Source organism: Parenemella sanctibonifatiensis (genome assembly GCF_002250565.1).
GTDB lineage: Bacteria > Actinomycetota > Actinomycetes > Propionibacteriales > Propionibacteriaceae > Parenemella > Parenemella sanctibonifatiensis.
In genome coordinates, this window is sequence record NZ_NMVJ01000006.1 from 75,957 (window position 1) to 97,695 (window position 21,739).

The following is a 21,739-nucleotide window of genomic DNA, read 5'->3' on the forward strand; positions in this document are numbered from 1 at the left end:
CGCAGGCGTGGCCGCGGCTGCGTTCGGATCGCCGCTCAGGTCGGCGCGCGCGGACCCCGGCTTCGACGCCAGCGGCTGGATCGAGGAGCAGGAAGACTTCATCATCAGCAAGCAGGTGCCCTCCGGTGCTCTGCGGGGCCCGACGCAGTATGAGCTGCAGCCCTACTTCGGGAACTGGGCCGCGCAGGGACTCGCTGCCGCCAACAGTTCCCGCAGCCGGGAGGCGCTGGGCAACTACATCCAGTGGTTCCTGGACCACATGAACACCGCCGAGGAGGACCCCTACGGCATCCCCGGCACGGTGAGTGACTGGGTGTGGGACCCGGCAACCGGCGAGGAGACCGACACCGGCGAATACAGCTCGACTGACGCTGGCACCACCGTCGGCATGATCACGGCCCACGACGCCTTCCGGACCGGTGACCGGGACCTCCAGCACCTGGTGATGGAGAACATCGAGAAGTACGAGATCATGGCCTCGGCCACGACCGAGGTGAAGTGGGGCGTACGCAATCCGGATCACCTGTGCTGGGCACGCCCCAACTCCAAGATGAAGTACGTCCAGGACAACGCGGTCGTCTATCGGGGACTGAATTGTCTGGCGTGGCTGGAACGTCGCGCCCACCGCATGGAGCAGGCCCGGTACTACGACCGCAAGGCGCGTCAGACCCGCTCGGCCATGCTCTCGGTGCTGTGGAACGAGGAGTTGCAGAACTGGTCGTGGGGTCACGGCGAGAAGCTGCTGAAGGTCTCCGACCTGACCAAGGCCTTCATGCCCGACCAGTGGTGCCAGTACTGGCAGGTGCACCTGCAGGTGGTCAGCCCCGATGACCGCCGCTCGGTGGCCTCCTGGAAGGCGTACTCCGATGCCTGCCCCCGCTGGATGTACAACGAGATCGACAACAACTTCCCCCACACCGAGATGGCCCTGTCAGCCGTCCAGATGGGGGAGCCGGAGAACGCAGCGACGCTGCTGGAGACCTGCCGCGAGAAGTTCTCGGGCAACGGCTGGGCACTGCCCTGGTACCACGGGGAGGCCGGACACTCGATCCGTGCCGCCCGAGCCCTGATCGACACCGGATACGCCAAGTGAGGAAGATCATGACCACCAAGACCAACCCCCTGAACTCCGTACGCCGCATTGTCCTCGTCCTTGGCGCCGTGTTTGCGCTCGTCGCAGCCGGTGGTGTCGGTGCTGCCGCGGAGAACTTCATGCGCGACGCTGACGCCGACAATGCCGTGGCCATCCGCGGTTGCGTCATCCGCTTCGACGAGCGGGACGCCGAAGGCAACACCGTGCCCCGGATCCACGCCAACTCCTCCCACTACTGCGTTGGTGTCACCGAGGTGACGATCGAAAACGGCGACCTCGTTGTCTACTCCAACACGGTGGGCCCGATCGTGTCGCTGGCCGTGTCGCCGGATGAGTCACTGGCCAAGCTGGGGTTCACCTGTGGCGGCTCGGGTGGCGGACACCGGACCGCGGTGCGCTGCTATGACCGCGACGGCGTGAAGGTCGATGCCGACTCGCCGCGGATGTATGGCCAGTACAACAACCTGTGGCTGACCTGGTTCACCTGGCAGGACGACTGATCCGCCACGGTAGTGACCTGTGGTCGGGCTCTCGCCAGCTGCTGCTGGCGGGGGCCCGATTCCGTTGTCGGGTTGCGACACGGCGCTGGCTCGCTCGGCATCCGGTCCGGCAAGAGAGGTGGGCGCAGAGGGACTCGAACCCCCGACTCCCTGCTTGTAAGGCAGGTGCTCTAACCAACTGAGCTATGCGCCCTCGGCCCGTGAGGGCCCGCAACATCATACGGTCCCGCCCGATGCCAGACCAACCACAACCGTGGGTTCAGGTGTGATTGGATGCCAGCATGACCGCGAGCGTACGGCTGGACAATGGTGATCTGCTTTTGGAAAACGATGGTCTCAGCCATCGGGTGGGGTGGTCCGACGTCGGCCTGACCACGGTTGGGTTCACCGCCGACGACCACGCTTGGGTGCGCGACCCGGGGCGCCGGATCGAGGTCGAATGGCGGTTCGAGCAGGCCGAGGTCCGCTACGCGCCGGTCTCGGGCACAGCGCTACGCGTGGATGCATACGCCACGGTGAACGGCGCGAGCTGGCAGCACCGGTTCTGGCTCCCGCACGGCATTCCTGTCATCGGCTACCAGCTGGTGACGGCACCGAGCAGCTCGACCGAAACCGCTCACCACGCCAGCCGTGATTCCGCGCCGGACGGCGGCCCCGAAATCATTCGAGCTGGCACCGCTGACACCGCCGCCGGCCTTGCCGACCGGCTGGATGCCTGGCAGCTGACGTCGCAGCACCTCGAGCTCAGCCGGGTCCGGTTGCTCGCGGTCACGGACCGGACTGACAACCTCGTGCACGTCGACAGCTACCACGCCAGCCGCAAGGAGGACATCGAGCTGGCAGCCAACCTGGTCACACTGACCGACCCCGCCGACGGCGCCGCCCTGACGCTGGTCAAGGAAGCGCCCGCTCCCGAGCACCGACCGGTGGGCTGCGAGGCCGACGTCGGCCTCTACGGCGATCGGCTCGAGTTGGCCGGCAACGGCCGCCCAGACCGGCCAGTCGACGATCTTGCTGAAACCGCCGGCTACGTGACCTGGCTGATCCCGCATCGCGCTGGCGCCGAACAGACCACGGCACTGCACCGTTGGCAGCAGTGGCTGCGGCCCTACCAACCGGGGCGGGATGCGTTGGTGCTGTCGAACACCTGGGGTGACTTCAACCGGCACCTGCGGATGTCGCAGGACTTCATCGAACGCGAGATCGACGCGGCTGCGCGCATCGGCATCGAGGTGGTTCAACTCGACGACGGCTGGCAGCGCGGCGCCTCGCCCATGACGACCACCGGTGAGGACGAGGTCGGCATCTACCAAGGTTTCTGGGACAGCGACGACCAGTTCTGGGCCTTCCACGCCGAACGATTCCCGGACGGGTTGGCTCCGCTGGTGCAGCGGGCCAAGGCGGCCGGCGTACGCCTGGGCCTGTGGTACGCCCCGGACTCGGCCAGCGAATTCGCCAACTGGCAGCGTGACGTCGACACGATCGCCCGACTCTGGGCCGACCACGAGCTCGCCGACGTGAAGCTGGACGCCGTCAGTCTCACCAGCGCCGCCTCTGAACGCCGACTGGTGGCGTTCTATGAGGCCCTGCAGGAGCGGGTCGGCGACCAACTGCTGCTGGACACCGACGTGACTGCCGGCGTACGGCTGGGCTATTGGGGCACCCTGACGACCGGGCCACTGTTCGTCGAGAATCGCTATGTCGCCCGCGGGTCCTACTGGCCGCACCACACGCTGCGGAACCTGTGGCAGCTGGCGCACGTGGTGCATCCGCAGCGGCTGCGGATGGAGTTCGCCAACGTCAGCCTGCCGCGGCAGCACGAGTGGTATGCCGATGATCCGCTGGCACCAGGTCGATGGCGGCAGGTCGATGTTGCTGCCACCGTGCTGGCCGCCAGCCCGCTGGCGTGGCTCGAGGTGAGCGAACTGCCCATCGAGGACCAGCAGGCGCTCGCGGAGTTGCTCGAGGCCTGGCGGGAGCTGCGGGAGTGCTTCGCTGCTCCGGTGCATCCGGTGGGAGCTGCGCCCAACGGGTGGACCTGGGCCGGTTTCGTGACCGAACCGGTGTCGGGCAAATCGGCCCAGCTGGCGTACCGGCCCCTCGGTGATCAGGGCACCTGGCAGATTCCGCTGCCGGGCCACCTGCCGCCGGTCACCGGGGTCGAGGTGGCGCATGGCGACGCCACGGCGACGGTCGTCGACGGTGCGGTCGAGGTCAGCATCGGTCACCCGCTGGGTCACGCGCTGCTGCACGTCCGCCACGACTGACCCGCGCCGGTGGCGGCGGCTCGACTGGCGACCCCGCCGAGCGCGAGCGGGCCCGCACGATTGGGGCTTGCGCCCGTCAGACGGCCGCCGACGAGCCATTGAGCCGGCGCAGCAGCAGCGGTAGGGCGAACCAGGTCCCGCCGAAGACGACCAGCCCCAAGGCGCCCGCGACCCACCCGGCGCCGGCGCCGAGCACCACGCCGACCACCAGGCAGATCACCGCGGAGATGGCGAGGGCGAGGGTGAGCAGCCCCAGCCGGGCCATCACGTGCGCGGCCTGGACCGAGTCGGCCTTGCGGTGTCGACGGAACAGGCTGTGGTGGATGCTCACCGGGCCGACCAGCAGGGCCGTGGTGAGAAACGCCAGCGCGAAGGCGATGAGAAAGACCATGCGGTGCGCCTCGGACAGGTCCGCGAACCGGGACTGGAAGGGCACTGTGATGAGGAAGCCCGCGAGGATCTGGGTGCCGGTCTGCAGGACGCGCAGTTCCTGCAGGAGTTCCGCGAAGTTGCGGTCCATGCGCTGGTCGGGCGATTCGTCGCGCTCGTCGATCCACTCGGTGTTTGTCACACCCAACTGTGATCCGTCGCCTGCCGGATGTCCAGCCCTGGGGTGCTGTTTGGGGTCCTCAGCAGTGTCGGCCGCCCTGCCTCGATAAGGTACGCCCATGGTCGACGCCACTTACGTGAGTAGTTATCCCCACCCGGCCGAGCTAGCTGATGACGCCGTTGAGCTGGTACGTCGCTGGCTTGTCGAGAGCGAAGGCTCACAGGCCACCGGCCGGGCGGCGATGGCGGCTGATCTGCTCGCCGGAGTGCTCGCTCACCCCTCTGGGCTGCCCTTCACGATGGGCTTCGTCGATCGGGTGGTACGCCCGGAGGATCCGGTGACAGCGGCGGCCCAGTTTGCCGAGCTGGCCCGGATGGATCTCGACTTCCTGCCGGCGCCACTGGCAAAGCTGGTGCGCCTCGGCGGCGCCGTGGCATCCAGAGCACCGCACCAGGTCGTCCCGATCGCCCGCCGGGTGCTGCGTGAACTCGTCGGCCATCTGGTGCTGGACTCTCGTCCGCACGCGCTGAAGCGATCCTTGGCGCACCTGCGCCGCGACGGCGTACGGGTCAACCTCAACCTGCTGGGGGAGGCTGTCCTGGGTCAGGACGAGGCCGACCGCCGGCTCGCCGGGACGCTGGAGCTGCTGCGCCGCCCCGATGTCGACTATGTCTCCATCAAGGTGTCCTCGGTGGTGCCGCATCTGAATCTGTGGGCCTTCGAGCAGACCGTCGCAGCAGTGGTGGAACGTCTCACGCCGCTCTATCGGGAAGCAGCGCAGGCACGCGATTCCAGCGCTGCGGGCCCGACGTTCATCAATCTGGACATGGAGGAGTACCACGACCTCGACTTGACCCTGGCGGTCTTCATGACTCTGCTGGACCAGCCCGAGCTGCGTGGTCTGGAGGCCGGCATCGTTCTGCAGGCGTACCTGCCGGACAGTCTCGCGGCCCTGCAGCGGCTCACTGATTGGGCCCAGCGCCGCCTCGATGCCGGTGGCGCCGGAATCAAGGTGCGTCTGGTCAAGGGCGCCAACCTGCCGATGGAACGGGTCGACGCTGAACTGCACGGCTGGGAGTTGGCGACCTGGCCGAGCAAGGTCGAAACCGACCGGCAGTACAAGCGGGTGCTGGACTGGGCGCTGACGCCGGAACGGACCCGGGCGGTGCGCGTCGGCGTGGCCGGTCACAACCTGTTCGACCTGGCGTTGGCGCATCTGCTCAGTGAGGCGCGCGGTGTCGCGGACCGGGTCGAGTTCGAAATGTTGTTGGGGATGTCGCCGGACCAGGTGGAGGTGATCCGGCGCACCGTCGGAGGGCTGTTGCTCTACACCCCGGTGGTCCACCCCGCCCATTTCGACACTGCCATCAGCTATCTGGTGCGGCGCCTCGAAGAGAACTCCGCCAGCGACAACTTCATGTCCGCCGTCACGGAGATCGGCTCGGACCAGAGCCTGTTTGCCCGCGAGGAGGACCGTTTCCGCTCGGCGTTGCAGGGATTGGACCGGCGTACGCCCTCGCCTCGTCGCCGACAGGACAGCGCTAGGCACCCCGTGGTCGTGCCCGGCGGGGACCGCGGATTCAGCTCCGCGACCGACTCCGATCCCTCGCTGCGATCGACCCGGTCCTGGGCCCGGTCGCTGACCGACCAGATCCGTCGCGACGTCTCGGCTCCCACTGCCACCGGCCTGGGGCAGGACACTCTGGCCGGGTCCCAGTGCGCCAATCCGGCTGCGGTCATCGCCGTGCTGGCGCGGGCACGGGCCGCTCAACCGGGGTGGCACGACCTGGGAGCGAACGGTCGTGCCGAGGTCCTGCGCCGAGCCGCGGTCGAGCTCAGCGGGCGCCGCGGAGATCTGGTGGTTGTCGCCGCCGCAGAGACCGGAAAGGTGATCGCCGAGGGGGACGTCGAGGTCAGCGAGGCCGTCGACTTCGCCAATTGGTACGCCGACCAGGCCATCGCGCTGGAACAGGTCGCCGGCGCCGAACCGGTGCCACCGCAGGTCACCGTGGCGACGCCGCCGTGGAACTTTCCGCTCGCCATCACCGCTGGCTCGGTGCTGGCGCCGCTGGCGGTCGGATCCGCGACCGTGCTCAAGCCGGCACCGCAGGCCCGTCGCTGCGCCGCCGTCATCGCCGAATGTCTGTGGGCGGCCGGGGTGCCGACCGACGTCCTGCAGCTGGCCGATGCGGGCGAGGGGGAAGCCGGGCGCGCGCTGATCTGTCACCCCGACGTGGACCTGGTGCTGCTCACCGGCGCTCACGCCACCGCAGAACTGTTCCACGGCTGGCGTGCCGACCTGCGCCTGTATGCCGAGACCAGCGGCAAGAACGCCATCATCGTCACCCCGAGCGCTGACTATGACCTGGCGGCGGCCGACATCGTCCGCAGTGCTTTCGGACACGCCGGCCAGAAGTGTTCGGCTGCCTCGTTGGTGATCCTGGTCGGACAGGCAGCCCGCAGCACCCGGCTGCGCGACCAGATCCTCGACGGTGCCCGGTCGCTTCGGGTGGGCTGGCCGACCGATCCCAGGGCGGAGGTCGGCCCGGTGATCGAGCCGGTCGGCGGCAAGCTGCTGTCCGGGCTCACCGATCTGGCCGAGGGCGAGTCCTGGGCGCTGCGGCCACGCCAGCTCGACGGCACCGGACGACTGTGGAGCCCAGGCGTACGCGCAGGGGTCCAACCGGGTGCGGCATTCCACCGGACGGAGTGCTTCGGGCCGGTCACTGGGATCATGGAGGCCGCCTCGCTGGGGGAGGCGATCGCGTGGCAGAACAGCACCCCCTACGGTCTGACAGCCGGCCTGCACAGCCAGAATCCGACCGAGATCGAGGCTTGGCTGTCGGGGGTCGAGGCGGGCAACCTCTACGTCAACCGCGGCATCACCGGCGCGATCGTGGGTCGGCAGCCGTTCGGGGGTTGGAAGCAGTCGGTGGTGGGCCCGGGCGCCAAAGCCGGTGGCCCCAACCATCTCGCGTCGCTGGTGCGGTGGGCGCCGATGGGTCGGCCCCGGCGGGCGGCTGCCAGTTCGGCCGTCACCCTGACCGAGCCGGTGCAGAAACTGCTGGCTCGCTGGGCCGAGGACCCCGACCTGAGCGCCGATCTTGCCGCGCTGAGGTTGGCAGCCGAGAGTGACGACCTGGCCTGGCGAGACCATTTCTCGCCCCGAGATGTCACGGGTCTGGCGGCAGAGGCCAATGTGCTGCGGCACCTGCCGGCGGCCGTCACCGTCCGGGCCGCCGATGGCGCCGAACTTGGCGACCTCCTGCGGGTGGCGCTGGCAGCGGTCCGGGCCGGTGCGACCGTTGACTACTCGGTGGCCGACGAGAGTCTGGCGGCCGCGCTCCGGGCGGCCGGAACAGTCCGGGTCGAGTCGGACCAGGCAGCCACCCGGACCACCCGGTGCCGGCTGCGGTTGGTCGGTGCGACGCCACAGACGCCACGACCCAACAGCGTCGACGTGGCCGTCTGGGACGGCCCGGTGACACTGGCGGGCCGGGTGGAGCTGTTGCCCTTCCTGCAGGAGCAGGCCGTCAGTCTGACCGCCCATCGCTTCGGCAATCCGGATCCGGTGCTGCAGCAGGTACGCGAGCGGTTGGCGCAGGGCTGAGGTCGCCCGGCGTACTTGATCCAGCTCCGGCGCCGCCACCTGGCGGCAGCACCACGGTGAACTCGGTCAGGCCGGGGCGGCTGAGCAGCATCACCTTGCCGTCGTGGGCCGCGACGATCGCGGACACGATGGCCAGACCCAGGCCGGTGCTGGTGTTGCCGCCGGCTCGGCTGCGGCCGGCGTCGGCGCGCATGAACCGCTCGAAGACGCGCTCCTGCAGCTCAGCCGGTACGCCGGGACCGTCGTCGCGGACGGTCACCACCGCCTCACCGGCAGCAGACCGATCCAGGCCCACCTCGACCGTGGTGCCGGGCGGGGTGTGGACCCGGGCGTTGGCCAACAGGTTGACGAGCACCTGCTGCAGGCGTCGGGTGTCGGCGGGCACGACCACGGGGTCCGCCGAGGACAGCCGCAGCCGCCAGTGGTGGTCAGGGCCGGTGGCTCTCGCATCGCTCAGGGCATTGACCACGAGCTCGCTCAGGTCGGTGTCGGTGACCTCCAGGTCACGGCCGGCATCCAGGCGGGCCAACAGCAGCAGGTCATCGACCAGGGTGGACATCCGGGCCGCCTCGGACTCGATCCGGCCCAGGGCGTGGGCCGTGTCGGCGGGCAATTGGGTGCGATCGCGTTTGGTGAGTTCGGCGTAGCCGCGGATCGTGGCCAGCGGGTTGCGCAGCTCGTGGGAGGCGTCGGCGACGAAGGAACGCACTTGGGACTCGCTGGCCTCCCGCGCCGCGAAGGCCTGCTCGACATGGCTGAGCATCGCGTTGAGGGAGGCGCCGAGCTCGACGACCTCCGAACTCACCTCCGGACCCGGCTCGGGCACCCGCCCCAGTTCGACACTGCCGGTGTGCAGCGGGGTGGAGGCGACCTCGTGGGAGACGTGGGCGAGTCGGTTCAGGGGCCGCAATGACCGGACCACGACACTGCGGGTGATGAGGCCGGCCGCGAGCAGTGCGACCACGGTGATGCCGAGCTCGATCGAGATCAGGGTGCGGATGGTGCCGTCCACCCCGGACAGCGGGATCCCGATGATGAGCTGGCCGTCGGCCGAGGTGCTGACCCGGTAGCGGCCGAGCCCGTCGACGGTGACGGTGACGTGGCGCAGCGGGTCGCTCGCTGCCCGGACCTGTTCGGCCGCCTCGGCCGACATGGGGATCGCGGCGGGCCGGTGGTCGGTCGTCTCCGCCAGCACGGCGCCAGTGCTGGTGCCATTCGGATCGGTGCTCAACACCAGCGTGCCGATCGGCTGACCGGGCACGTCGATGCCCAGCGGCGGGCCGCCGCTCGGTCGGGGAGCGTGCTGCTGGCGTACGGACACGGCGTCCAGTTGCTCGTCGACCTGACTGAGCAGCAGCCGGTGGGTGACAAGGGTGGAAGCGGTGCCGAGCACGACGGCCAGCAGGGCGACGAGCAGGACGACCTGGCTCAGCAACCGGCGGCCCAGCGTGCCGGATGCCAGGGGCCCGCCCCGCGGCGGGGGAGTCGCGCCGTGCTCGCTCCGGTCGGAGAGGCTCATGCGTCAGCCGGGCGCAGCAGATAGCCGGCGCCACGCACCGTGTGGATCATCGGGGTCCGGCCGACGTCGATCTTCTTGCGCAGATAGGAGATGTAGAGCTCAACCACGTTGGCCTGGCCGCCGAAGTCGTACTGCCAGACCCGGTCCAGGATCTGTGCCTTGCTGAGCACCCGGCGGGGGTTGCGCATCAGATACCGCAGCAACTCGAATTCGGTGGCGGTCAAGGTGATCGGTTCGCCGCCGCGGGCCACGTCGTGGCTGTCCTCGTCCAGCACCAGGTCCCCGACGACCAGCTGCGCGGTGCTGCGGGCCGAGGTGGCGCCGGCGCGGCGCAGTAGTGCCCGAAGTCGAGCGATGAGTTCTTCGAGGCTGAAGGGTTTGGTGACGTAGTCATCGCCGCCGGCGGTCAATCCGCTGACCCGGTCGGCAACGGCGTCCCGGGCGGTGAGGAAGAGCACCGGCACCTCGGGGTCAGCGGCGCGGACCCGGCGCAGCACCTCCAACCCGTCGAGGTCGGGCAACATCATGTCCAGGACGATCGCGTCGGGCTGGAACTCCCGCGCCCTGCGAACCGCCAGTGTGCCGGTGTCAGCGGTGGTGACCTGCCAACCCTCGTAACGCATCGCCATCGCCAGCAGGTCGGTCAAGGACTCCTCGTCGTCGACGACCAGGATGCGCAGCGGTGACCCGTCGGCTCGGGCAAGCGGATCGGCGGCGGTGCGCAGCTGGTTCATGGGCACCATCTTTGCCTGCCCGGCTGGGTGCGCGCTGTGGCGTACCTGTGAATCAGCTGTGTCCGCCGCCGACCCGGGTCGGTCACAGTGCCGAGCACTGGCCTTCCTTGTCCCCGTCGACGGTGTTGTTGCCGCCGGTCGGGGCAGGGTCGTTGTCCTCGCACTGCAGGTTGCCGTCGACGCGGTTGTTGGTGATCGTCTGGGCTCCGCGGTTGCCTTCGGTTTGGATGTCGCCATCAACGGTGTTGTCGCTGATGGTCTGGTCACCCTGGTTGTCCTCGGCCTGGATGTTGCCATCCACCCGTACGCCGGTGATGGCGGCGTTGCCGCCATCCGCGAGCTGGATGTCGCCGCCGACGGTGCCACCGGTGACGCTGACGATGGCGTAGCCCTCGCCCTGGATCTTGCCGTCGACGGTGACATTGGTCAGTACGACCGAGCCATCGCGACCGACCTTGACGTCGCCGTCGATCGAGACGTCGCTGAGTTCGCAGGTCTCGCCGTCGCCGACCACCAGTTCGCCGTCGCGGACCTCGCAGTCCTCACCGCTGCCGGCGGGCGCACTGGAGGAGGGAGCGGCGCTGGGTTCGGTCGAGGTGCTGGGGGCACTGGTGGTGGCGGACGCACTGGTGGTGGCCGGAGCCTCGCTGGTCTGGCCCGGGTCGGCCGTCTGGTCGGAGCCGCCGCAGGCGGTGAGAGCGAGGACAGCGATGGAAGCGAGAGCAACAAGGTTCTTGGTCATGGCCACCATCGTGGCCGGTGCAGATGAAGCCATCATGAAAACCCCATGGAAGCCCTCTGAAGGTGGCGCACGCGCGGCGCCCAGCGGCGTACGGCGCGTTGTCGGTGAGGACAGGTACAGTGCTGCGGTGGCCATTGCTGATCTTTTGCACGAACATTCTGAACTCACGCACTCGATGGAGTCGATTGAGGCCGTCGTCGACCCGGCCGCGATGAAGGCCAAGATCACCGAGCTCGAGGAGCAGGTTGCCGCGCCAGACCTGTGGGACGACGCCGACCATGCCCGTGAAGTGACCTCCAAGTTGTCGCACCTGCAGGCAGATCTGGACCGGGTCGAGGGGCTGCGCAGCCGACTCGACGACGTTGAGGTGCTGTTGGAGCTGGCCGAGGAGGAGTCCGACGCGGAGTCCGAGGCCGAGGCAGCCCGCGAGATCGAGTCACTGCGCAAGGCACTGGATGCACTTGAGGTCCGCACCCTGCTGTCAGGCGAGTTCGACGAGCGGGATGCGCTGGTGACGATTCGCGCCGAGGCCGGTGGCGTCGACGCGGCTGACTTCGCGGCGATGCTGCAGCGGATGTATCTGCGCTGGTCCGAGCGGCACGGTTACGGCGCCGAGGTCTACGACACCTCCTATGCCGAAGAGGCCGGTATCAAGTCGGCGACCTTCACCATCAAGGCGCCATTCGCGTACGGCACCCTGTCGGTCGAGCAGGGCACCCATCGCCTGGTGCGGATCTCGCCCTTCGACAATCAGGGCCGCCGCCAGACCTCCTTCGCGGGCGTCGAGGTGCTGCCGGTGGTCGAGGCTGCCGACCACATCGACATCCCCGACAGCGACATCCGCGTCGACGTCTATCGCTCCTCGGGTCCCGGTGGTCAGTCGGTCAATACCACCGACTCCGCGGTCCGCATCACCCATGTGCCGACCGGGATCGTGGTGACCTGTCAGAACGAGAAGTCACAGATCCAGAACAAGGCTTCCGCGCTGCGCGTGCTGCAGGCCCGACTGCTGGAGCGGGAGCGGCAGGAACGCGAAGCCGCCATGAATGCGCTCAAGAGCGACGGCGGCAATTCCTGGGGCGCCCAGATGCGTTCCTACGTGCTGCATCCCTATCAGATGGTCAAGGACCTGCGGACCGACTTCGAGGTCGGCAACCCCGACGCCGTCTTTGACGGTGAGATCGATGGCTTCATTGATGCCGGCATCCGGTGGCGCAAGGCTTCGGAGACCGGCGAGGCCTGATCGGCGTACGCGAGCCCATTGATCGGCGTACGCGAGCCCATTGATCGGCGTACGCGAGCCCATTGATCGGCGTACGCGAGCCCATTGATCGGCGTACGCCGGCAGCTCACCCCAGCCGGAGCTGCCAGGCGACCTCGATGCCGGAGCGCTGGAAGCCCAGTGCCTCGTTGATGGCGACCATGTGGCCGTTCTCCTCGGCATTCCAGGTGTGGATCCGCGCCACGGTTGGGGCCACCCGGCGCAGCTGACGCAGGTTGTCGGCCTTCACTGACAGCCCCAGTCCGCGCCCCCGGTGGTCACTGCGAACGTAGGTGTCTTCCTGGTAGGCGATCGTCTCGTCGTGGCCCGGCGGCACGTCGAGCAGGGTGTACGCCACCAGTTCGCCGCTGGCCTCATGCACGGCAGCCGCGCAGAGACGTTGGTAGCCGCGGTCCAGGATGCGCTGATCCTGGGTGCGGATCCGGTCGGCGTCCCAGTCCTCTTCCTCGTTGTCCAGGTCGGCGTGGGGAAACTCGACGCTCATCCGGCGCCGCAGCGCCACCATCGCCTCGATGTGCTCCTCAGGTGTCAGTCCGATCCACCTGAGCAACCGGTAGCCCGCTGCAACGCCAGGCATCTGGGCTGTCAGCTCGGCTGCCCGGGAGCTGGTGACGGAGCGGACCACCTCGGTCTGCTCCGGAACGAAACCGTGGGCCAGATACCACCGCGCTGCCTCGTCGACGCCGAAGCTGCCGTGGCCATTGGCGGCGGCGTGCTGCGGCAGGTCCGGGTCGCTGGCGTGGGTCTCCCACGTCTGGACCACGGTGCGTCCGGCTTCGATCAGCCTCGGTTCGGCGGCCGCCCACAGAGCTTCGTAGACCTCGGTCAAGTCCGTGCCGGTGCCAGCCAACGGACCGAACTGAGCGACGTGACGGTTCTCCCGCAACGGCAGCGCCAGGTGCACGGCTCCGACGAGCTGGCCACGGTCATCGCTTGCCACCCAGTAGTGCTGCCGCGACGGGTCGCTGGTGCTCAGACTCTTGGCCAGGGTGAGGGCATCGTTGGCGAAGTCGTCGTGGCCATGCCACGCCAGATTCCACTGCCGGTTCAGCTCCGCGGCAGCCACGACGAGTGGGTCCGCGGTCGGGTTGGTGTCGGCGTCGTGCAGGGGAGTGGTGACCTCGGTAAGCGTCATGGGTCCATCATTGCGGACCAGCAGCGGCACCCGCCATGGATTTTCTGGCGGGACGATTCGTGACCCGTGGGCGAGTCGGAACCGGCAACGTTTGATGTGGCGACTTAGAGTGCTGATGGCCGTAGCCGCCCCGTTCCCGGGGCGGGAGCCGATCCCGGCCCATCAACATCGTGATTCGATTCGAGGACGTCACCAAGACGTACGCAGGGCAGCAGCGCGCTGCCCTGCGCAACGTGACCGTGGAGATCGACAAGGGCGAGTTCGTCTTCCTCGTCGGCTCGTCCGGGTCAGGCAAGTCAACTTTCCTGCGACTGGTGCTGCGCGAATACCGCGCCACCAGTGGCCAGGTGATGGTGGCAGGCTCGGACCTGGGCCGGTTGCCGGGGTGGAAGATCCCCAAGCTGCGCCGCCAGATCGGCACCGTCTTCCAGGACTTCCGGCTGTTGCCCGGCAAGACCGTGCACGAGAACGTCGCCTTTGCGCTGCAGGTGATCGGCAAGTCCAAGGCCCAGATCCGTGCGCTGGTGCCCGAAACCTTGGAGCTGGTCGGTTTGGCCGGCAAGGAGAACCGGCTCCCGGAGGAGCTGTCCGGCGGTGAGCAGCAGCGCGTCGCAATCGCGCGTGCCTTCGTGAACCGGCCCAAGATCCTCATCGCCGACGAGCCGACCGGCAACCTGGACCCCAACACCTCGGTGGGGATCATGAAGCTGTTGGACCGGATCAACCGTTCCGACACCACCGTGGTGATGGCCACCCACGACTCCGGCATCGTCAACCAGATGCGCAAGCGCGTCATCGAGCTCGACGACGGCCAGCTGGTGCGTGACCAGGCGCGAGGTGTCTATGGCCAGCACTGACCCCCGTCGACTTTCCGCCCACCCACGCTTCCTTGGGAGGACCCTCTGATGCGCCACACCTTCTCCGAGACCTGGTCGGGTCTGCGGCGCAATGTCAGCATGACCATCGCCGTCATCGTCACCATGTGGGTGTCGTTGGCCCTGTTCGGCGCCGGCCTGATGGCCAGCCAGCAGGTCGAGCTGATGAAGGGCAATTGGTATGACCGCATCGAGATCTCGGTCTTCCTGTGCTCGACCTACGCCGGCGGTCAGAACTGTGATCCGGGCGCCGATGGTCTGAGCCAGGACGTCACCGACGCCCAGAAGCAGGAGATCGAGGCCGCTCTGCGCGCCAACCCCGAAGTCGAAGAGGTCTTCTTCGAGTCCAAGGAGCAGGCGTACGCCGAGTTCCAGGAAGCCTTCGAGGGCAACCCGGTGGTCGATTCCGTGACCGTGGACCAGATGCAGGAATCCTACCGGATCAAGCTGAAGGACCCGCAGCAGTACGAGGGCGTCGTCTCGCAGATGCAGAGCACCCGCGGGGTCCAGGCCGTCCAGGACATGCGCGAATATCTGGACCCGTTCTTCAACGCCCTCAACGTCGTCCAGGTCGGCACTTGGGTGGCCAGCGGCCTGCTGTTGCTGGCCGCTGCCCTGCAGATCGCCAACACCATCCGGATTGCTGCGTTCTCGCGCCGACGCGAGCTCGGCATCATGCGACTGGTGGGCGCGAGCAACTTCTCCATCATGTTGCCGTTCCTGCTCGAATCGCTGGTCGCAGCGCTGATCGGAGCGGTGCTGGCCTGCGCCACGCTGGCCGGCATCCTGCACTTCGGCATCATCGAGCAGGCTCAAGTCTCACTTCAGGCTTTACCTTGGATTGGGTGGGCTGAGGCCGGTTTGGCCATGGTGGGGGTTGCGGTCGTCGGCATTGTTCTGGCGATAATCCCAACTGTGATTGCCACACGGCAATACCTCAGGGTCTGACCCTCGAGGGTGAACATCACCGAAACCCGAAGGGGGTAGCTGTGAACCGGGACCTTCCCTACGTCGCCTGTGACGTCCCGAGCAACAGTGAGCACGTCCAGCAGTTCGCGAACATCCGACGCATCAGCAAGAAGGTGGTCACGAGCATCGCTGGAGCCTTCCTGGCTTTCGCCGTGGTGGCACCGATCGCGTACGCCGACCCGCTGGATGACCAGCGCAACCGGGTCAACGAGCAGATCGAGCAGAACGAAGAGCACCTCCACGAGCACAACGCGGAGTTGGAGCACGCTACGCAGGTGCTCGACAGCAGCCGGCAGGAGCTGGCCGCCGCCCAGGAGAAGCTCGCGCAGACCCGCGCCGAGTTGGCTGCCGCCGAGGAAGCCGACCGGCAGGCCGCCGCCGACCTGCAGGCCGCCGAGATCGAACTGCGTCGTGCGATCTGGGTCGTGAACGTCAATCAGGTCAAGGTCGAGACCCAGCGTCGCATCGTCGGCGAGAACGTCCGCGCCAGCTACCAGCAGAATTCTGAACTGGTCGGCATGGCGCTGTGGGTCGACAACCTCAAGACCTCCGATCTGGCCAAGCGCAACCAGTGGACCAACCAGGCCCTGCGCGTGACTGACGCCGAATTCGAGCGTCTGGAGCGGTTGCAGGCCGAGCTGGACCAGGCCCGGGCTGCCCGAGCAACTGCTGAGCGGGAGGAAGCCGCCAAGCGTGCCGAGGCCGCGAAGGTGCTGACCGACAAGCAGCAGCTCGCCGAGCAGGCCGCCGCCGAGGAGACCGCCCTGTCGCAGGCTGTGGCCGCCAACGAGCAGGCCGAGGCCGATGCCCGTGCCGAGGTCGAGAAGGAACAGGCCCGCCGCGAGGAGCTGCTGCGTGAGCAGGCAGAGGTCGAGAAGCAGATCCAGGAGCGGATCGAGCGTGAGCGCGCCGAGGCCGCCCGCAAGGCGGAGGAGGAGCGTCTGGCTCGCGAGCGTGCCGCCCAGGAACGCGCCGAGCGTGAGGCTGCGGACCGTCGCGCTGCCGAGGATCGGGCCGCCGCTGACCGGCGCGCTTCGGCCAAGCCGAAGGAACAGCCCAGCGCTCCCCGTCAGTCGAACGCTGCCGCGCCGTCCTCCTCGATCGTGAACCCGGTCAGCAATGTCCGGATCACCTCGAAGTTCGGCTACCGCGTCCACCCGATCCTCAAGACCCGGCGGATGCATGACGGCACCGACTTCGGTGCCTCCTGTGGCACTCCGCTGATCGCCATCGCCGACGGCGTGGTGACCAGCAAGGTCTGGAACAACGCGTACGGCAACCGGATGATCGTGGACTTCGGGCGCATTGACGGCAAGAACGTCACCGCCGCTTACAACCACGCCACCCGCTACACCGTGGGCAAGGGCGACCGGGTCCGGAAGGGCCAGACCATCGGCTACGTCGGCACCACCGGCTGGTCGACCGGATGCCACCTCCACTTCACCACCTGGGTGAACGGCAACCTCACGGATCCGATGACGATCCTGTGACACCCGGCCTGCGTCCCATGAGTACGAGGGACGCCGGCCTGCCCGCCCGGGACCACCCGAGCTGAGAGAGGGCGACGAAGACCACGGGGAAGGGTCTTCGTCGCCCTCTTTCTTGTTCGGTGCTTGTCCGGCGACCAATGGGACTGGGCGGGGATGCTGACACCCGCCAGACAAATGACGAGACGCTGTCGCAGCGGTGTGAGAAACTGTCCCAATGGCCAAGGAGCAGGGGCGCAAGCTGGTTGCGCAGAACAAGAAGGCCCGCCACGACTACCACATCCACCAGACGGTGGAGGCGGGCATGGTGCTGACCGGCACCGAGGTGAAGTCGTTGCGGGAAGGACGCGCGTCCTTGGCCGATGCCTTCGCCACCGTCGACGACGGTGAGATCTGGCTGCGCAGCGCCCACATCCCTGAGTACAGCCACGGCACCTGGTCCAACCACACGGCCCGCCGCACCCGCAAGCTTCTGCTGCACCGTCGCGAGATCGACAAGTTGACCAAGGAACTCGACGCCAAGGGCCGCACGCTGATTCCGTTGGCGATCTATTTCAACAATGGGTACGCCAAGTGCGAGGTGGCCGTGGCCACCGGTAAGCGCGAGTGGGACAAGCGTCAGACTATCCGCGAGCGCGACGACAACCGGGAAGCTGCTCGGGCGTTGGCCGCCCGCAACAAGCGCGGCGGCTGAAACGCCGGCCGCTGCAGCGGCATACCCGCACTCAGGGCCTGACCGGGCTCATGCCGCGACCGAGCCGACCCTCCGCCGCAGGACGACCTTGCGGATCTCGTCGACCCACAGCACCAGCGAGGACATCCCCACGGCGATGGCCCAGTGCGCCAGGTCCAACGAGGTGGTGCCGAATGCGGTCTGGAGGAAGGGCACCTCGACCACGGCGACCTGCAACACCACCGCCAATGCCACGGAGCCCCACAGCCATCTGTTGGAGAAGAGCCGGTGGAAGGCGGAGGTGGTCTCCGATCGCGAGTTGAGCGCGTTGAAGAGCTGCGCGAAGACCAAGGTGGTGAAGGCGGCAGTCCGGGCCGTTTCCAGGTCGTCGGTGCCGCCGGGGATCAGCCCTCCGGGCAGGAAGATGTCCATGGTGGCCAACGTGATGGCACCCATTACCAGACCGATCAGCACGATGCCGCTCCACATCTGGCGATCGATGATCCGTTCGGACTGGTCGCGCGGCGGCAGCGCCATCGGGTCATCCACTTCCGGATCCACGCCCATCGCGAGCGCCGGCCCGGTGTCGGTGACCAGGTTGATCCACAGGATCTGGGTGGCGAGCAGCGGGATCACCATCTCGGCGCCGGGACTGGCCTGACTCAGTCCGATCACGCCGGCGAGCAGGACACCGAAGAAGACGGTGATGACCTCACCGACATTCGAGCTGAGCAGGTAGCGCAGAAACTTCTTGATGTTCGCGAAGATCGAGCGGCCCTGCCGGATCGCCGTCACGATGGTGGCGAAGTTGTCATCGCCCAGGATCATCCGGGCGGCCTGCTTGGTGACCTCGGTGCCGGTGATGCCCATCGCCACGCCGATGTCGGCGGTCTTCAGGGCGGGGGCGTCGTTGACGCCGTCGCCGGTCATCGCGACCACACTGCCGTCATGCTGCAAGGCGTTGACGATCCGCAGCTTGTGTTCCGGCGCCACGCGGGCATAGACCGAGTTGTCCTTCACGGTCTCGATCAGCGAGGCCTCGTCCATGGCCTGCAACGCGGCTCCGGTGACGGCTGGATGGACGCCGTCGGTGATGCCCAGGTCTGCGGCGATCCGGGACGCGGTGGTGGGATGGTCGCCGGTGATCATGATGGTGCGTACGCCCGCCCGGTGCGCCTCCGCAACGGCGGAGGCAGCTTCGTCCCGCGGCGGATCGATGATGCCGACGGTGCCGACGTAGACCAGATCGGACTCGTCCTCCTCGTCGAAGGGATCGGCATCCTGCGGGGTGATCTCGCGCCAGGCCACGCCCATCGTGCGGTACGCCTGGCCACTCAGATCCTCGACCGTCTGCAGCACCTCGGCGCGACGCCGGTCGTCCAGGTCCATGACCTTTTCGCCGACCTGGATCTTGACGCAGCGTCCCAGCAGCACGTCCGGCGCGCCCTTGGCCATCACCTTGAGGTTGCCGTCGGCGGCCCGGTCAGCCTGCAGCACCGACATCATCTTGCGGTCGGAGTTGAAAGGGACACTGTTGCGGCGTTCGAAGTCGGCTGCCCGGTCCGCGGCGCCCTCGAGTTTGCGCAGCGCGACCAGGAAGGAGGCCTCAGTCGGGTCGCCAATGATCTGCCAACTGCCGTCGTCGGCCTGCTGCAGGTCGGCGTCGTTGGCCAGCGAGGCCTCCACCAGCAACCGACGGGATTCGAAGTACAACGCGCCGGTGGGCGCCTGTCCGGTGGCTTCATCGAGGACCTCGCCCTCGGGGGCGTACCCGATGCCAGCCACGCTTACCGAGCCGCTGCTGGTGACGATCCTCTGGATGGTCATCTCGTTGCGAGTCAGGGTGCCGGTCTTGTCCGAGCAGATCACGGAGGCGGAGCCCAGCGTCTCGACCGAGTGGAGTTCGGTCACCACAGCCCGGTGTTCGGCGAGCTTCTGCACGCCGATCGCCAGCACCACGGTGAGAATCGCCGGCAACCCCTCCGGGACCGCGGCCACCGCCAGGGAGACGCCGAGCAGCAGCACCTCGACAGCTTCTGCCACGGTGCTGACGTTGTTGACGACGAAGAGCACCAGCATCGTCACCACAGCGATGCCGATGACCAGAATGCCGAGCATCTTGGAGACCGAGGAGATCTCCTTCTCCAGCGGGGACGGCTCAGAGACCGTGCTGTCGAGCATGGTCGCGATGGCGCCCATCTCGGTGTCCATTCCGGTCGCGACCACGATGGCGCGACCGGTGCCCTGAGAGACCGCAGTGCCCTTGAAGACCATGTTGGTGCGGTCGCCGATGCCGCTGAGCTCGGACAACGTCCGGTTGTCCTTGTCGACCGACTCAGCCTCGCCGGTGAGTGCGGACTCTTGTACGCGCAGCCCTTCCGCGTGGCCCAGTCGGGCGTCGGCGGCCACCGCATCGCCCTCACCGAGGATGAGGATGTCGCCGACGACGACGTCGGTAGCGGGAATCGTGGTCCGGCTGCCGTCGCGGAGCACCGTTGCGGTCGCGGCGGCCATGTTCTGCAGCGCGGCTACCGCGTCCGCGGCCCGGTTCTCCTGGATGTAGCCAACGATTGCGTTGAGGACGACGATGGCGCCAATGACGACGGCATCGATGGGTACGCCGTGGGCACCTTCGATGATCCAGGCGATCAGGGAGATCGCGATGGCGATGAGCAGCAGGAAGACCAGCGGGTCCTTGAACTGTGCCAAGAAGCGGAGCCAGGCCGGGGCCGCGGCAGTGCCGACCAGTTCGTTCGGGCCGTGGGCCGCCAGCCGACGCCGGGCTTCGTGCTGGGACAAGCCGGTGTCGGGGTTGACGCCCAGGTCGGCGGCCACCTCGGCAGCCGGCGTGAGGACGGCGTGCCGTTCGGTGTCGGAGCCATCGGCGGGAGTGATCTCAGAGGTCCGGGTTTGCTCTTCCACGCTTCCATTGTCGCTTGTCCGGTCGGAGAAACTGAGGGTCGGAGTAGTGAGATCGACCACTCGAATGTGGTCCGAATCGGGACCGGATCAGGGGCGTCCCTGATGAGGTGGGGACGAATGTGCAGCATCCTTGAGTCATGAGCGCCACCAGACCCGAAACCCGCCGGCCTTCTGCCACCTCCGGACTTTCCGTGGACTCCCTGCGCGGCCTGCAGGACCTCCGCAACCTTCACGACCTCGCCCGGCCTCGCCGGCTTCGCGCCGACCACGCCCAGCGGGAGCGCACCGTCGCCTTCCTCGGCGATGCGTACGCCGCCGGTCAACTCACCGAACCGGAACTGGACGAGCGCGTCACGGCGGCACTGGCGGCCACGTACGTCGACGACCTCACTCCGCTGACCGCGGATCTGATCGGTCCGCGCAGTGGGCTGGCGCGGATGACGGGTGCCCACCCGGTCCATCAGCCCTTCATCAGCCAGGAGCGGCAGTCCTCGCTGGGGAGCCTGGCGCTGGCCCTGACGCACTGGTCGGCGCTGTTCACCTGGCTGGCCGGTCCCGGCTTGGTCTATTTGCTCAGCCCGGTCGGGTCGCGAGTACGCCGGGGAGCACGGGAAGCGCTCAACTTCCAGATCACCGCGACCTTCATCATGATGGGCCTGACCATGATGGCTGCCGTCCTCGACCTGCCCTTCGTGCTGGGAGTGGCGGGCTTGGCGTGGGCGATCACCACGATCGTGGGCGGGGTACGGGCCGGACAGGGCGAGGAGTGGGTCAATCCCCTCAAGCGGCTGACCGGCTGGGAGCTCATCAAGGAGCCCAAGCCCGGCCGCCCGGGATATATCGCTCGATGACCGGCTGGGGTCTGCGCTACACTGGTCCCTTGCCGCGGCTCAGGTCTCGGTGACAACTCAACAGGGGGTGACTGGTTTCGACTTGGGGCGGTAGTTCCAGGGGAAGCGGGTCGAGGATCCAAGGTCAACTCGTGATGCTCCTTGGAAACCAATAAGTGCCGATGCAAAGCGCACTGACTTCGCTCTTGCTGCCTGAGCAGTAACCGAAGGGTCAGACCGGGCGAGCCTCCGTCCCGGACCCTGGCCTCATCAAGGAGGCTCGCTGCTGATTGCCTGTTCCCGGCGGTCAGTGGGACTTGAGGGGAACTGGGTCCGTCTGCAACCTGCCGATAGGAGTGCAGGGACCGAGTAAAACGACGTAATCGGCTGCACCCGGAGAAGTCCTGGTTCACCCTTCGAGGACGCGGGTTCGAATCCCGCCACCTCCACCCCTGTGTAGAGCAGCGGCCCGGATCATCGGATCCGGGCCGCTGTTGCGTTCGGAGCCGAGCACGGGGGCGGCGGACGACGCGCCGGGTGCTGCCGCCCGG

16 protein-coding genes, 1 tRNA gene and 1 other RNA gene are annotated in these 21,739 nt (G+C 67.8%); 11 read left to right on the top strand and 7 right to left on the bottom strand.

Translation table 11 applies throughout. From position 1 onward, the window contains the following. Positions 1-7 precede the first annotated feature (7 nt). Positions 8-1,093 carry a hypothetical protein gene (locus CGZ91_RS05005; protein ID WP_144276788.1) on the top strand — a complete coding sequence of 362 codons (1,086 nt, stop codon included), beginning with the start codon at positions 8-10 and terminating at the stop codon, positions 1,091-1,093. An 8-nt stretch (positions 1,094-1,101) separates the two neighbouring features. Continuing rightward, on the top strand, positions 1,102-1,593 hold the full coding sequence (locus CGZ91_RS05010) for a hypothetical protein (RefSeq protein ID WP_094453144.1): 492 nt from the start codon (positions 1,102-1,104) through the stop codon (positions 1,591-1,593). A gap of 119 nt (positions 1,594-1,712) precedes the next feature. On the opposite strand, the gene CGZ91_RS05015 is transcribed toward CGZ91_RS05010, so the two are convergent. Continuing rightward, a tRNA-Val gene (locus CGZ91_RS05015) sits at positions 1,713-1,786 on the bottom strand. 88 nt (positions 1,787-1,874) lie between these two features. Between CGZ91_RS05015 and CGZ91_RS05020 the strand changes: the two genes are divergently transcribed. After that, positions 1,875-3,860 carry an alpha-galactosidase gene (locus CGZ91_RS05020; protein ID WP_094453146.1) on the top strand — a complete coding sequence of 662 codons (1,986 nt, stop codon included), beginning with the start codon at positions 1,875-1,877 and terminating at the stop codon, positions 3,858-3,860. 76 nt (positions 3,861-3,936) lie between these two features. On the opposite strand, the gene CGZ91_RS05025 is transcribed toward CGZ91_RS05020, so the two are convergent. Continuing rightward, complete coding sequence (locus CGZ91_RS05025) at positions 3,937-4,431, bottom strand: DUF6328 family protein (RefSeq protein WP_144276789.1); 495 nt, start codon at positions 4,429-4,431, stop codon at positions 3,937-3,939. A 97-nt stretch (positions 4,432-4,528) separates the two neighbouring features. Between CGZ91_RS05025 and CGZ91_RS05030 the strand changes: the two genes are divergently transcribed. Continuing rightward, positions 4,529-8,020: a proline dehydrogenase family protein gene (locus CGZ91_RS05030; RefSeq protein ID WP_094453148.1), complete on the top strand. Its 3,492-nt coding sequence runs from the start codon at positions 4,529-4,531 to the stop codon at positions 8,018-8,020. On the opposite strand, the gene CGZ91_RS05035 is transcribed toward CGZ91_RS05030, so the two are convergent. The 3 genes from CGZ91_RS05035 to CGZ91_RS05045 all read right to left on the bottom strand — a co-directional run bounded on the left by CGZ91_RS05035 (position 7,944) and on the right by CGZ91_RS05045 (position 11,015). Next, positions 7,944-9,539, bottom strand: coding sequence for a sensor histidine kinase (locus CGZ91_RS05035; protein WP_179229226.1), 1,596 nt, complete (start codon positions 9,537-9,539; stop codon positions 7,944-7,946). The two genes, CGZ91_RS05030 and CGZ91_RS05035, sit on opposite strands and share 77 nt — an antisense overlap. Then, positions 9,536-10,273: a response regulator transcription factor gene (locus tag CGZ91_RS05040; protein ID WP_094453150.1), complete on the bottom strand. Its 738-nt coding sequence runs from the start codon at positions 10,271-10,273 to the stop codon at positions 9,536-9,538. Before CGZ91_RS05040 ends, CGZ91_RS05035 begins: the two co-directional genes overlap by 4 nt. An 82-nt stretch (positions 10,274-10,355) precedes the next feature. Beyond that, the gene (locus CGZ91_RS05045) at positions 10,356-11,015 is read right to left on the bottom strand and encodes a hypothetical protein (RefSeq protein WP_179229227.1); all 660 of its coding nucleotides are present in this window, start codon (positions 11,013-11,015) and stop codon (positions 10,356-10,358) included. A gap of 127 nt (positions 11,016-11,142) precedes the next feature. On the opposite strand from CGZ91_RS05045, the gene prfB reads away from it, so the two are divergent. Continuing rightward, a complete protein-coding gene (prfB, locus tag CGZ91_RS05055) occupies positions 11,143-12,258 on the top strand; it encodes a peptide chain release factor 2 (protein WP_094451542.1) in 1,116 nt (371 codons plus the stop codon). A 106-nt stretch (positions 12,259-12,364) separates the two neighbouring features. Here prfB and CGZ91_RS05060 read toward each other — a convergent pair whose 3' ends face one another. Then, complete coding sequence (locus CGZ91_RS05060) at positions 12,365-13,432, bottom strand: GNAT family N-acetyltransferase (RefSeq protein WP_094453156.1); 1,068 nt, start codon at positions 13,430-13,432, stop codon at positions 12,365-12,367. A 170-nt stretch (positions 13,433-13,602) separates the two neighbouring features. Between CGZ91_RS05060 and ftsE the strand changes: the two genes are divergently transcribed. The 4 genes from ftsE to smpB all read left to right on the top strand — a co-directional run bounded on the left by ftsE (position 13,603) and on the right by smpB (position 17,457). Continuing rightward, a complete protein-coding gene (gene ftsE, locus CGZ91_RS05065; protein ID WP_094451490.1) occupies positions 13,603-14,289 on the top strand; it encodes a cell division ATP-binding protein FtsE in 687 nt (228 codons plus the stop codon). Positions 14,290-14,337: 48 nt separating this feature from the next. After that, entirely contained in the window at positions 14,338-15,255 is a 918-nt protein-coding gene (ftsX, locus tag CGZ91_RS05070) for a permease-like cell division protein FtsX (RefSeq protein WP_094453158.1), read from the top strand. A 41-nt stretch (positions 15,256-15,296) separates the two neighbouring features. Beyond that, positions 15,297-16,766, top strand: coding sequence for a M23 family metallopeptidase (locus tag CGZ91_RS05075; RefSeq protein ID WP_094453160.1), 1,470 nt, complete (start codon positions 15,297-15,299; stop codon positions 16,764-16,766). Positions 16,767-16,980: 214 nt separating this feature from the next. Further along, positions 16,981-17,457 carry an SsrA-binding protein SmpB gene (gene smpB, locus CGZ91_RS05080; RefSeq protein WP_094451493.1) on the top strand — a complete coding sequence of 159 codons (477 nt, stop codon included), beginning with the start codon at positions 16,981-16,983 and terminating at the stop codon, positions 17,455-17,457. Between the two features lie 48 nt (positions 17,458-17,505). Here the strand turns inward: smpB and CGZ91_RS05085 are convergent, their stop codons facing one another. Continuing rightward, a complete protein-coding gene (locus CGZ91_RS05085) occupies positions 17,506-20,358 on the bottom strand; it encodes a cation-translocating P-type ATPase (RefSeq protein ID WP_229116443.1) in 2,853 nt (950 codons plus the stop codon). 137 nt (positions 20,359-20,495) lie between these two features. Between CGZ91_RS05085 and CGZ91_RS05090 the strand changes: the two genes are divergently transcribed. Continuing rightward, a complete protein-coding gene (locus tag CGZ91_RS05090) occupies positions 20,496-21,209 on the top strand; it encodes a DUF1707 and DUF4870 domain-containing protein (protein WP_094453162.1) in 714 nt (237 codons plus the stop codon). A gap of 63 nt (positions 21,210-21,272) precedes the next feature. Continuing rightward, positions 21,273-21,640: a transfer-messenger RNA gene (ssrA, locus tag CGZ91_RS05095) on the top strand. The last annotated feature ends 99 nt before the right edge of the window (positions 21,641-21,739 follow it).